Raw genomic sequence first — 12703 nt, 5'->3', positions numbered from 1 at the left:
CCGACAGCCGCCCATGTTGACTGTCACACGGCTTGAATGCGGCGTCTCCAGACTTCATACGTTGGCGTGGTTGCCGTTGCACCCTGTTGTTCCTGCGACGTATCCAAACCGGCCAGCGCCTCGTCCGTCAAGCGTGCGGCATGTGTGGCGGAATGGTCGCAATACACCTCACAGGCCATCTCGGTATGTTGCAACATAATCCCCGCTCGCTCGCGCGCCTTGGCCGCAAATGCGGCGCCCTGCTTCAACTCTGCGACTGAATTATCACTCGCAGCCATCCCCCGAAGCTGTTCCAATGTCGTTCGTCCGACACCCCCGGCGTATGCGCTGGCAAGGCCGATTCCGCTCCACAAATCGGGCCGGCGCGACTGCGGAAATGCGGCGATCATCATTCCGATCCGATCGGCCTGTGCGCCGCCACAAAACCAAAGCGCACGCCCGAGACCCTGATCGAATACCCGTCGAGCGTAGCCGGCGATGCGGCCCGGCACGGTTCGCGCCTCGAATGTCTCGCGCCAGCGGAAGAATCCCTCATGGAACCCGTAGCCGTCCACAACCAGCCAGCGGAGCAGTGGATCGAGGTTCGACATTGTCGACTCGACACGGCGTCGAAGTCGGGCGAGGGCGAAACCGACCCCGACATGAATCATGTAGGTATGTCGCTCTCCCGGACCTTCCAGAAAGTTCGCTATGCGATCCCGCCGCCAGGGAGTGACTCGATCGAGCAGCGCGAACGCCATCGCCGCACCCTCGAACCCAAAGCCGACAAACTCTGTCGGCATGTCGTTTAGCGTTTCGATCAGAGCGGGGGTCACATCCCACGTCAGTGCCGCTTGATATCCTTCGACGAAGGCCTGTCCAATCCGCTCCAGGTGTCGGCGATTGTCATCGGGGCAGGGGGGAAATCCGCGTCGCGCGAACGTTGTTTCGCGTCGCGAGATTCCGAACAATCTCGTTCGGAGTGTTCCCATCATGCTACCCATGGTTGCCATCCATGAAGAAGACGGCGAACCTGAGGTTCGAGGCTACTGCCGTCCGGCAAGAATTATGTTTCCCACCCGTTTGCCACGGCGCCAGAGTGGCGCAGGTCCAGAACAGGTCAATTATACCCATCGCTGCATGTCGTACCAAGCTGACGTTGAAATCGTCTCGCCCTGTCCATCGGCCGATCTGATTCGCCGAGGGACAAGCGGTTACCACGACAAGAGCAATCAGGCTTCCGAACGATCGTTAGGTAGATGTCAACGTCCGAGATTCCAGTCGAACGATCGGGGTGCGCGTGGTAGGATCGGCTGGTTGTTCGACGCGAGGGATTGCCCGATCCGCTTGCGGTGGAGCGAAAGACGCTATCGAGACCGGGACAGGTTCGGCCTTCGAGTGAACAGAATCATCAATTTTTCAATCCGACGACCGTACCTGGTCTTGCTCATAGCGACAGTTGTCACTTTGTCCGCGATGCCCGGATTGCCAAGGCTCCGGCTACACACCGACGGTCATGCCCTGGTACCGCACGGAGCGCCGGAATTCCGGATCGACGAGCAGATTCGGGCGGAGTTCGGCATTCTTGACCCGTTGGTCGTGCTCGTCTCCAGCACCCACCCAGACGGCATATTCAATCAGGACACGCTCCAATTTGTACGCGATGTGACCCTGGCCGTGTCGAGCGTAAACGGAGTGACGCCCGCAACGGTCACGAGCCTCGCGACCGAAGTCGGTTTCCGGCATCTGCCGAACTCGCTGAAGTTTGCGACACTACTGGATCCTTTGCCCGAGAGTGGTTCCGATATCGCCAGACTCCGGGATGATGTGCGCAAGATTCGACTGTACACGGGCTCGATCGTTTCCTTCGACGAGAAGTCCACGGCCGTCTATGTCGGCACGCCTGCAAAATGCGATCGTGTACGTTTCTTCACGGATGTGCATAAGGCGATACAACGACTGCGGGTTCCGGCGAATGATCGAATTCAGGTAATCGGCGCGCCAGTCGCGGAAGCGCTGCTGGGACTTCACATTATCGAGGATCTCGGCATTCCTCCGAAGCTGCTCGGCGCGAGCACATTCGGTGAAACGGAATCAGATGGAATCTCCGACAGTGATTCTGACTTCGTCGCACGCCTGTTTGCCGTGCGACGGTTCATCTCCCGCCGGATTGGCCTTCTGCCGGTCGCGATTCTCTTGATGATCCTGGTCTTTGCCGCCGGGTTTCGGCGGACGCTCTCAGCCGTCATACCGATGCTGGAGGTCGGCGCATGCCTGTTCTTCGTGTTCGGGCTGATGGGGCTTGTCGGCATTCCCATTTACCTAACGATTGCCGTGGTGCCGATCATCCTCACCGCCGCCGGCGTGTGTGATGAGATTCACCTGCTCAGTTGTTATCGCCGCCATGTTCATGCGGCCGGCGGGGCGATCGACCAGACGGAGAGCCATCGCGCGGCGGTGCGCGCCACAATGCGGGAGATGGCAGGCCCGATCATGCGCACATCGCTGACAACCGCAGTGGGATTTGCATCGTTTATCTGGGCGCCGATCGAACCGGTTCGAATGTTCGGCGTGGTCACGGCTTTCGGCGTTGTCTTCTGCATGGTGTGGTCGCTGACGGTGATGCCGGCCATACTGACCATCATCAATCCGCGGCGAGTGGTCCGGATTTCGTCGGGCGATGTCCTGAGTGCGGAATCGGCCGCTTCAGGTGATCACACCGTCAAAGCGCCTGGCGGTCCCTTCGCACGGCTGGCTGAGTTGTTGATGCGGCGCCGGGCGCTGATTGTGCCGGCCTTCGGATTGCTGCTGTTCGGATCGATCTTCGGCATTAGGAAAGTTGTTGTGCAGGATAGCTGGATCGACGGATTCGATCCTCACAGCGAATTTCGCCACGCGACAGCCGCGTTCAACGAGCAGTTCTTCGGGACGCATGTACTGCAGGTCTGCGTCGATGCCTCGAAGCGGACGTTCGCATACACTGCCGAATCAGACACCTTCAAGGACCATTGTTATCCACTCCCCGCGCACTTGCTGCGGCCGCCTGAACAGTTCATCGGGGATCGAATCTGGCTTTCGTCGATGGAGGATCACGGCGAGGCCTCGACTTCGCGACCGAACGATGGATCAGGTCAGAGCTGGCGATCGTCGATTGAATCCATCGAAACCCACGGCTCGCAGAAATGCTTTCGAACGCCGCGGAGCGATGGTCTTCCGATCTATGTGGTCGATCGGAACCAGTCGCGGCCGGTGCGGATCGAAGTCGCCGGCCGCCCGATGACCTCGCCGAGTGTCATGGCTGCGGTCAGGTCTCTGGGTGAGTTCATGAGGGGGAAGACACGCTACGCTGTCGGCGGCGTGCTCGATGCGGCGGACTACATCGAAACATCACGCTACATGATCCGACCCGACGAGCCCGACTCACGAAGGATTCCACAAAGCGTCGACGAAATTGAATCTCTCTGGAGCAAATACGCCTTTATTCGCGGTCCGCAGCGCCGTCGGCAACTGGTCGATTCGAGTTATGCACGCGCGCTCTCGACCATCTACCTCCGCGACGCAAACTTCGTGGATACGGCTCGGTTGATGAGGCAGATTCGATCATTCGAACGCGAGAAACTCGCGCCGGAGGGTATCTCCCTGGAGTTCGCCGGTGATGTGGCTGTCAGTCAGGCGCTGATCGACGGTATTGTTTCGACGCAGGTCAAGTCACTTGTATTCTCGCTTGTCGGAATTTTCCTGGTGACCTGCATCATGGGGCGCTCGTGGCAGTACGGACTTTATTGCGTTCTGCCGTGTGCGCTGTCCCTCCCGATCGTCTTTGCGACAATGGGCTGGATGGGGATTCCGTTGGGAGTCGCCACATCCATGTTCGCGGCGATGATCCTGGGCGCTGGCGTCGATTTCGCAATTCATGTTCTCGACAGGTTCCGCGCGATCGCCTCATCGCCGGAGATTGCAGTCCGCCAGGCGCTGGTTGACACGGGTTTCCCGGTAACGGTCAATGCGCTGGCCCTCTCCGCCGGGATGCTGGTCCTGACGCTGTCGCAGGTGCCCGCCAACGCGCGCCTCGGGCTTTTGCTCGCGGTCGGATTGTTGAGTTGCCTGTTCGTTTCGCTGTTGTTGCTGCCGGTGCTGCTGAAGTGGCGGCCGCTGAGGCAACAAGTGGACGGATTGACGGGCGTTTAGTGCTTGTACTTCCAGTTCTTCGACCTTCCCTGGTTCAAGTATTCCAGCGTCGTTGCAAGTCGCTTCTGCCGCGTCTCGTCGCGCTTGGCTTCGTTCACCCATTCGATGTACTCGCGTTTGTGGCTGGGTGGTAATGCCTCGAAGGTCTCGCGGGCCTTCACGTTCCGCGGTTGCATGAGAAGCTTGTGCAGATCCGGCGGCACCACGACCGGCTTCGGAGGATTTTTTTTCCCGCGAGCGCGCGCAGCCGCCTGCTTCGCGACGGCTTCCGGCTCGTTCAACGCCATGGCTGCCTTGACATAGGCGATCAGAACTTTCTCGGCGGGCAGTTCTTCTGCGCAGGCAAACCGGGAGACGCACATCGATCCACGCGGTTCGCCCCGAAATAGGTTGGCTGGATCATCCATGAGCTTCGATTTCCAAAAGCCAAAGCTGACATGGTTCTTGAAAGCCGCCATGCCGCCAAGGTTGCCGTTGTACACAAAATGCGGCACACCCCATTTGATCGTTTCCATTATTTCGGGAGACGCCTTCAAAAAAGCCGCGCGAATCCTGGTCAGGATGAGTTTGGCAAATGGCTGCGCGCGCTGAATATACGCGTCAACGTCAGCCGTTCGGCTCCCGGCGGGCGTCGTCTTGCCGCTCGCCGCGCGTTTGCTCGTCGACCGTTTCGCGGGTGTTGGGGGAAGCTTCCGGGAAATCTTTGCCATGGCATGTTCCTCTAATGCGATCAATACGGCTCGTTATTCTGTTGAGTCGTTCCTCATGATCAAACCGATCTACGAGAGTAGAAGTGCATCCACGAATGGCTGGATGTCCATGCTGTCGACCAGGCCATCGCCATTAAGATCGCCAAGTGGCGAGCAGGGCGCGAGTGGATCGAGAAGCGCCCCGACAAAATCAGCGAGGTCCGCCAGGTCAACGGCTCCGGACGAGTCAAAGTCACCTCTCTCGCAGACATCGGGAACGCCGTTGTTGTTGCAATCGGCGACCGTGGCGGAGGCGATGTCGCAATCATCCGGGATGCCGTTCTCGTTGCAGTCCGCTTCGCACTCATCGGGGATGACATTCTCGTTGCAATCGACACTGGTTGCAGCGGCGAGATCGCATGAATCGGGGATACCGTTGTTGTTGCAATCGGCGACCGTGGCGGAGGCGATGTCGCAATCATCCGGGATGCCGTTCTCGTTGCAGTCCGCTTCGCACTCATCGGGGATATTGTTGGCGTTGCAGTCTGCGCTCGTCGCATTCAGGATATCGCACCGATCCTGCCGGGAGTTGCTGTTGCAGTCGGCCGGACCGGTCACCGTCATTACATACGGCCCGTAATGGCCTGTGGTCCGTTGGATGAGAATTCGGTAGCCGCCGGGCGCGAGGTTGCGCGTGACGGTCGCGAATCCGTTCGCCCCGGTGACGGTCGACAGGGTGATGCCGCCGCTTGTGAGGACCGTCAGACGGAGGTTGAGCGGCGAATCGTAACTGGCGGAGACCGTAATCGAACCGGTTTCGCAGAATGTGAACGAAAAGTAATCGGCGGCGTCCGCCATCACGAGATTGGTCGTGCCAAACGGCAGCGGTACCGACTGCGCTAGGCTGTCGTTCTCCTCGTAAACATCGTCCTCTGGAACGGGGCTCACATCGAGGCATGTTCGGGAATTCCGATGATCGACAATTGCATTGATCGATCGGCTGCCAAACGTGGTCGAGCCCGTAATGAAAGACCACATGATGCCGCAATCCGCATCGGCTCCGCCGCCGGTGCAACCGCCCTGATCGCAGTGGCAGGCGTTCCAGTTGTGCCCCAGCTCGTGAGCTGTCAGATTGATTCGGTTGGCATAATTGGTGGTGAAAAGCGACTCCGACAGACCATAACCCAGATTTTCAAAATTGGTGCAACCCTGGATGCCTGAACTCCCCGCGCTGTTGCACACGACGCCAAGCCACGCAAGGCCGACGATGCTGCCGTCGAGCTGCCGACCGGTGAGGAGATGGGTGATATCGCGCGGAATCGCTCCGAGGACATTGTTCCATTGGTTGCGGAACTGGCAAAGCAGCGTGTACGAATCGGTGCTGCTATAAGGGTCGGCCGGCGGCGTCGTGCGAACCACGATCGACGTGATCGAATAGGCGATGCTGGTGTCTCGTTCATAGATCATCTGTATGGCGAGCATCAGCCCTTCGACATCGACAACGACCGCTGTCGACGTCCCGCCCGCGCGCTGGAAGAAAAGATAGTCCGAGTCGAGAGCGATCTCACACACGCTCAATGTCGCGCCGCCGCGAGGCGATCCACCTCCGGCCGATTCGCCGGACGCCATGCTGGGCACGGGCGAAAATCGCGCGTCCAGGTCCGGGGAGACGCCGCATCGAACGTTTGGAACCGCCGGCACATCGATCGCTCGATACACGCGGTGCGCGCGGCGCCATTCGCCGTGCGAGATTGTTAAGCGCTCTGCCGGGATCGCCTCCGGTTCGATAAACCACGTGCCGCCCGCGCCGTCGAAGATCATGCCATTGATGCCGTCGGGCGTGAGGCTCAGTCCGACATCGCTCCCGGGCAGAGTCGGAATTTCACCCCTGAACGTGCACGGTGGCGAAACGTCGAAGTCGACGGATGTCGTCGCATCAAGATACTTGATGACCTTGAACCCCGCGGCACGCATTGAATAGCGATGAAGGACGATCGGCTTCTCCGCGTTCGGAATTGGCAGAGTGACCTCGATCGAATCTGCGTCGAGTTGCCGGGGTTGCTCAATGTCCACGACTGTGCCGACGCCTTGAGCGGCGGATCCGAGAGAAACGGGAGTCTGCGTTGTCTCAGCGCGAAGTTGAGACGGGCCGAAGAAGTTTACGGCCGTGGCCAGTGAGATCAGCGAACTCAAGCGAATTGTGCGAGCGTTTCGATCCATGATTCCCTATGCTTTTGTTTTGTTTCACGCCGAAGCAAATCCCACCGGGCTTGGCGACCCTGCGATTGTCGATCTCCCGGCAGTGCCGGAATTGTTGCGCCCACGGGGCGTGGCGGGAATCGAAATCCCGCCAGTCGTATAGGGAGATAGTAACAATTTTGTCCCGCGCGCTGCAAATCCGTCGCTCTCAATGATAATCGGATCGCTGAGGCGGTCGTCGCCATCCGGTCCGCGGACGCTGAGCACGGCCGCGCCGAGTCAGCACCGACCAACCTCCCGTCGGCACGATGAAACGTCACCGCGGCGCTTCGGGTTTCTCCAATCGCCGGATCCGCTGCTTGAGTCAGACAGAAGTCTGCCACGATCTGATCTGGTCTGCCGGCGTTCAGTAGAGCGACGCTGCGGTCGCAGCAGTCACTTGCTGACGCGGCGTCGGAGCAATGACTCCGGATAGCGTGAACCCAGCCGGCGCGTCATCGGGTGGCGGCGTGATCGCAACCTCGTCACGTTCGAGCATGTTGACGAGCAGCACGGTCTCGGCCAGTCGTGTGAAGATGCAGCGCCCCCGAACATCGTGCATGGCATAGTCGATTGAAGCTGCGTCGTTCTCGTCTGGACATGTGCCGAACACGATTCGTTCGCCCCAGGGAAAGTACCGAAGATCGCGGCCGCGATGGACGTTCAGTTCAAGGCAACAGCCGAAAAGCGTATTGCCGTAGCCCGACAAATGAACGGCATCGGGGAAGACCTGCTCCTGAAGGCGTTGAAGCTGTCCCGGCGTCAGCGACAGCCCGCCGTAGTGAATGCCGATGATTCGCGTCCGTTCGGACTGAGACATTTGATCGCCGAGCGCCGCCAGCACCGGCGGCGTGGTGAACAGATGCGTGATGGGCTGTGTGCGGACGATGGCGAGTGCCTGCTCAACGACATGGATCAGGTAACGGTCAGCGGCAAATGACCCGGACGGCAGTTTCCTCGCCCATCGCGAGTCGAAGTCGACGGTGAACGGTTCCCGCGCACCGGTTGCCAGCGCGATGGACCGCGCCGCACGGCCGATGATGTGCGGGCCCGATGGCCCGACGTACAACCATGTTCCGCCGCGTGGGAAGCAGACGTGGTCCGCTGCTGCCACGAATGGCGCGACGAACGCCGATTCGTATTCCTCGGGTGTATAGGCCGTCCACACGGGTTCACCGAGCGTGCCGCCGGTTTGGGCGATGATCAGGTCATTTCGACGTTCCCAGATTGATCGCGGAACAAAATCAGCAAGGGGGCGGGAGCGCAGCGCATTCTGATCCATAAAGCCCAGGCGGTGCAGATCGTTCAATTGATGAATGGCATCGCGAGGATCAAACGAAAGCTGTTTCGATCGCTCGATCCAGTAAGGTGTGCCGTCCTGTGGGTCGAAATGGAGAGCAATAAGCGAAGCAATTCGTTTCTCGATCTTGTCCTGAGCATCCATGGTGTGAATCAAGCCATCGCCCTCGGTATAACCCACGCCGCCAGTTGTGCGTTGGTCGCTTCCGCAACTTCGGCCTCACGGCCTCTGAAGAAATGCTCGCCCTGCGGAATCAGGACGTGAGTTTTCGGATTGTGCAGAGAATCAAACCAACTCCTCAGAATCTCCACCGGGCATGAAAAATCATTATCACTCGATATCACCAGCAAAGGGATGCCCCCGGCGTTTATGCCGCTCAGATCGTGCTGCGTCGGATTGGGAGAGATGAAAACTGCCGCAGCGGCGTTCCGCGTCGCATGTAAACACGAGACGATCCAACAACCGAAGCTGTATCCCACCAGCACAATGGGACTGCGAACAACCGTTCGAAGGAATTCCAACGCGCTTCGGCCATCCTCCAGCCATGTGCTTTCCTCAGCAACGTGACTGTCCCGCCAGAAATCAGAGATCATGCGCTGCCAATCCAGATTGCCCGAGTCGCTTGCGCCCGTGCCCCGATAGCTGAATGACATTGTTACGGCACCGTTCATTGCGAGCGAGCTGCGCAGCGCATCCACGATGTTATTGCCGGGCTTGGCTCCCAGCAGAGGATGTGCGCCGACGATGAGGGCCGCCCAATGCGGCCGTCCCGACTCCGGATAGGCCAATTGCCCGTTCAGCATCAGTGATCCGCATCTGAAGCGAACCGTCTCCTCGGAGATGTGGCCGCGAGGTCGCATGGAACGAATTACCCCGAAGGCAAAGGACACTCGAGCAGGAAGGAATCCATGATCGGAACCATTTTCATCGCCATGAGAGTGTCGCCGAAAATCTCCGCTTCCGACTGAAAGTAGGCCGACTGAATGGTCTGTTTACCCGTCACAATCCTGACAAAGGTTTCGCGACCGACGCGAAAGCCGAAGTTTTCGTGAAGAGAATTTCGGCCGCGCCGAAGTTCGACCATCCGGCCCGCCTGGAATCGGCACACCCACTCCCCATCTTCGATCCCATCGATGATGTATCGCACGATCGCGGTGAAGCCGCTGATGCGCGAGATGGATGACGTCGGAAGCCGGCTGGCCATGAATTGCTCGAAGTACCACGCGGGATGGATGTCTCCGCCCTGCGGGATCGACGCCCTCGTCAGAGTCGGTGCCCTGCGGCCCCACCGGCGATCTCGAGCATAGTTGATGCACTTCTGGAAGTGGGCTTCGTTGACCAGGGATCCAGACTCGCCCCGGGCCGAAAGGAAATTCGTCTCAATATGCAGGTCACGCCGGAAATAGGCATGCACACCTTCACCCGCAGCATAGAACACCTCTTCAAAGTCAGTCGCATCGGCCCATGGCCATGCCTCGGTCGTGAACCGGCCTCCACCCAGATCAAACTGCGCCTCAAGCCATCGTTTGACGTCATCACACGACGGCGGCGCCGGATTCACGAGGTTGACGATTTCGGGCGAATCGGGTGGATGGGAAGCAATCGCCGACAAATGAAGGGCGGTCCAGCACACCGGCGAGATATTCAAGAAAGACTCGGGTCGGCCCATGATGCGCAACGGAATGCGTTTGCGATCAATCAGCGGTTCATGTTCGATCGCACGGGCCATGAGTTCGACAGCCCGGGCCAGAATATAGACGCCGCCAAACGTCGTGGAGCGGCCATTCGCCAAATCGCCAATCAGAATCGAAGGCCGAACAATGACGCCGCGTCTTTCGCGATTTGACCATTTCAGGACGGATTGCTCGGCCACCCATTTGGATCGCTCATAATCATTGGCGTTGGGGCTGCAAGTCGCCAACCGGTCCTCGGGAAGCACCCCGGATGACAGACCGCCCACATACGCGGTGCTCACCAGTACAAAATGCTTCACGCCCGCGCGTGCCGCGAACCCAAGCAGTGCCGCCGTCCCGTTGACATTCGTCCGGAACGGTTCTCCGGAGGCATCCATGTGGAACCGGGTTGAGGCTGCGGCATGAAGCACGGTGTCCACGCCGGCCATTTGCATAGGGTCAAGTCGATCGGGAAGGCGCCCCGGAACGATCGACACGCGACCGGAACCAATCGCGGACGCCAGATCGACCCCAATTTCCTTGAGCAGGAGTCCCAGTCGGGCGATGCTCTCGTCGACTGGCGGCGAAACCAGGACCCGAACCGTCACACCCTCCCGCGACAACAAGGCGGCGAGGGTGTAATGGCCGAGCAGCCCGGTTGCACCTGTGAGGAATATGGTCGCCATCCACAACTCCATTCCCGCTACTTGCGCGGCTCGATCACATTCAGTGCAAACGCCTACTTCGATGCGGTCGGTCCATGCGATTGGGGCGCCCGCGCGTCGAGTGTCTGAAGGTACGTGATGACAAGCCAGATTTGTTCGCGCGTCAGTTTGTCGCCGAACGCCGGCATTGCGGGGCCGCGCGGTTCATCGGGGTAATCAACGGGATCGCCAAAGCCTTCCGAGATGCTTTTGAACCATCGGCGTGGTGCGCCACGGTGAAGACCCGAGGCAAATCGCTGACTGAATGCCCGAAAATCGTTGGCCGGATGCGTCGCCAGGGCGGAAGGTCCGTGGCCGCGCGCGTCGTCGCCGTGGCAGCGGGCGCAGTGGTACTTATATATGACCGCTCCCCGGCTCACTGCATCGGCATTGGCGTAGGCGTCAAACGGATTCTTCGTACTGCTCAGGGCTTCGTCGGCCTTCGCGAGATCCTCAGACGATCGGCCGGTTTCTTCAGCCTTCCACGTCAGGTAGGCCGTTCGTCCGTCGAAGTGGTGGGTATTGAGGCGTTCGAGGTATGCGGAATCGTGCTCCGGCAGGATCGCGGTCGTCAGCGGCAGTGGACCGGAGCAACTGGACGCAAACGGAAATGTGGCGACAAGAAATACAACCGCCTTTGCCTGTTTTCGGAGATCCATTACGCTTCTGATTGCAGCCGAAGTCTTCATCACCTTTGTTACGCCCATTTCGAATTGGTCGCTTGAATCCCGGTTTGCACCCATGTTGATTCTATCGCTCCAGTTGCTGGCCGCCTTGCTGCAAGTCGCGGTGATTTTCGTCTGGATTTGGCAGCATGTCATCATGAATCGCGCGAGGCGCGACGGCATGTTCGTCGAGGACGATCCCGCAAACAGTGCACAGGAGTCCTTGACGGTCATCGTTCCCGCGCGAAACGAGGCGACGAGGATAACAGATACCCTGCAACATCTTCTCAGTCAGGATTATCCTGATTTTCGAATCGTCGTGGTGGACGATCGTTCGGACGACGATACCGCTGGCATGGTTCGTGCCGCGGCCGGCGGCGATCCCCGCGTGAGTGTTCAGCGGATTGAAACTCTGCCGAAGGGATGGATGGGCAAATCTCATGCGATGTGGTGTGCTGCGCAGCAGGCGACGACGCACTGGCTGATGTTCGTCGATGCCGATTGCCACGTCTTGCCGCGCGGCCTGGTCAATGCCGTTCATTATGCAGGAACGGGAACGCTGGACATGCTGAGCATCTGGCCGCGGGACGGCAGTGTCGGATTCTGGGAACGGCTCCTGCTGCCGCTCTGCGGCGCCATGATTGTCATCTGGTATGGCCGATCGGCCCGTGACAAGGATCACGTCGCTTTCGCCAACGGCCAGTTCCTCCTGGTTCGGCGAGAGGTCTACTTTTCGGTGGACGGCCATCGCGCGGTTCGGGACGCCCTGATTGAGGACATCCCCCTCGCGCGTCGATTCAGGGCCGCGGGGTTCCGCATTGCCAGTGCGATCGGACCCGACATCTGCTGCGTTCGAATGTATGCGTCGCTTCGCGAACTTTTCCGCGGCTGGCAGCGCATCTACATCGGCGTACTCACACCATTGCAAATAGCGCTCTGCATGGCGTCGATCGTCGTGGGTTCGCTGACGCCTTTCATCACGATTCCGATTTGTCTGTCGCGCGTGCTCCATGGCGGCGGGCTTGTCTGGCAGGTGTTTTGTGGACTTGGCGTTCTGCATCTTGCGATGCTCATGACGACGAGCGTGCGTTTCTTCTCGATCGCTCGGTGCAGAATTCGATATCTCTGGCTCTATCCGCTCTCGTGCATCGGGGTACTTCTCATCCTGGGGGCCGCACTCTTCAAGAGCCTGAGGAAATCGAACGTGGAATGGCGTGGAACGCATTACCAGGTTCGGAGAACCAGAATAGAGGCATGAAGAAATTCG

At 59.4% G+C, this 12703-nt stretch carries 9 protein-coding genes; 2 read left to right on the top strand and 7 right to left on the bottom strand.

The genetic code is table 11. The features are described from left to right. Nucleotides 1-23: 23 nt before the first annotated feature. On the bottom strand, nucleotides 24-983 hold the full coding sequence (locus KF841_09450; GenBank protein MBX3395579.1) for a DUF1702 family protein: 960 nt from the start codon (nucleotides 981-983) through the stop codon (nucleotides 24-26). A 394-nt stretch (nucleotides 984-1377) separates the two neighbouring features. Here KF841_09450 and KF841_09445 point away from each other — a divergent pair, with 394 nt between their 5' ends. Next, complete coding sequence (locus tag KF841_09445; protein MBX3395578.1) at nucleotides 1378-4167, top strand: MMPL family transporter; 2790 nt, start codon at nucleotides 1378-1380, stop codon at nucleotides 4165-4167. On the opposite strand, the gene KF841_09440 is transcribed toward KF841_09445, so the two are convergent. From KF841_09440 to KF841_09415, 6 genes are all read right to left on the bottom strand, one after another. After that, nucleotides 4164-4877, bottom strand: coding sequence for a YdeI/OmpD-associated family protein (locus KF841_09440; GenBank protein MBX3395577.1), 714 nt, complete (start codon nucleotides 4875-4877; stop codon nucleotides 4164-4166). The genes KF841_09445 and KF841_09440 overlap by 4 nt on opposite strands. Nucleotides 4878-4946: 69 nt before the next feature. Further along, nucleotides 4947-7076 (bottom strand): hypothetical protein, encoded by a 2130-nt coding sequence (locus KF841_09435; GenBank protein ID MBX3395576.1) that lies wholly within the window; start codon nucleotides 7074-7076, stop codon nucleotides 4947-4949. Nucleotides 7077-7461: 385 nt separating this feature from the next. Then, on the bottom strand, nucleotides 7462-8550 hold the full coding sequence (locus KF841_09430; protein ID MBX3395575.1) for a hypothetical protein: 1089 nt from the start codon (nucleotides 8548-8550) through the stop codon (nucleotides 7462-7464). Continuing rightward, complete coding sequence (locus KF841_09425) at nucleotides 8547-9254, bottom strand: alpha/beta fold hydrolase (GenBank protein ID MBX3395574.1); 708 nt, start codon at nucleotides 9252-9254, stop codon at nucleotides 8547-8549. The genes KF841_09430 and KF841_09425 overlap by 4 nt, the downstream gene beginning before the upstream one ends. Before the next feature lie 8 nt (nucleotides 9255-9262). Then, nucleotides 9263-10753 (bottom strand): SDR family oxidoreductase, encoded by a 1491-nt coding sequence (locus tag KF841_09420; GenBank protein MBX3395573.1) that lies wholly within the window; start codon nucleotides 10751-10753, stop codon nucleotides 9263-9265. A 53-nt stretch (nucleotides 10754-10806) separates the two neighbouring features. Continuing rightward, nucleotides 10807-11514 carry a c-type cytochrome gene (locus KF841_09415; GenBank protein MBX3395572.1) on the bottom strand — a complete coding sequence of 236 codons (708 nt, stop codon included), beginning with the start codon at nucleotides 11512-11514 and terminating at the stop codon, nucleotides 10807-10809. On the opposite strand from KF841_09415, the gene KF841_09410 reads away from it, so the two are divergent. Further along, complete coding sequence (locus KF841_09410; protein ID MBX3395571.1) at nucleotides 11513-12694, top strand: glycosyltransferase; 1182 nt, start codon at nucleotides 11513-11515, stop codon at nucleotides 12692-12694. The genes KF841_09415 and KF841_09410 overlap by 2 nt on opposite strands. The last annotated feature ends 9 nt before the right edge of the window (nucleotides 12695-12703 follow it).

This window comes from Phycisphaerae bacterium (assembly GCA_019636475.1).
Classification (GTDB): domain Bacteria; phylum Planctomycetota; class Phycisphaerae; order UBA1845; family UTPLA1; genus JADJRI01.
The sequence above is the reverse complement of the archived record's forward strand: the minus strand, read 5'-3'. Positions and strand labels throughout refer to the sequence as shown.

Excerpts from the sequence above, each read along its gene's own strand:
- KF841_09450 (MBX3395579.1), bottom strand. The coding sequence starts at position 983 with ATGGGTAGCATGATGGGAACACTCCGAACGAGATTGTTCGGAATCTCG.
- KF841_09440 (MBX3395577.1), bottom strand. The coding sequence starts at position 4,877 with ATGGCAAAGATTTCCCGGAAGCTTCCCCCAACACCCGCGAAACGGTCG.
- KF841_09435 (MBX3395576.1), bottom strand. The coding sequence starts at position 7,076 with ATGGATCGAAACGCTCGCACAATTCGCTTGAGTTCGCTGATCTCACTG.
- KF841_09425 (MBX3395574.1), bottom strand. The coding sequence starts at position 9,254 with ATGCGACCTCGCGGCCACATCTCCGAGGAGACGGTTCGCTTCAGATGC.
- KF841_09420 (MBX3395573.1), bottom strand. The coding sequence starts at position 10,753 with ATGGCGACCATATTCCTCACAGGTGCAACCGGGCTGCTCGGCCATTAC.
- KF841_09410 (MBX3395571.1), top strand. The coding sequence starts at position 11,513 with ATGTTGATTCTATCGCTCCAGTTGCTGGCCGCCTTGCTGCAAGTCGCG.
- KF841_09415 (MBX3395572.1), bottom strand. The coding sequence starts at position 11,514 with ATGGGTGCAAACCGGGATTCAAGCGACCAATTCGAAATGGGCGTAACA.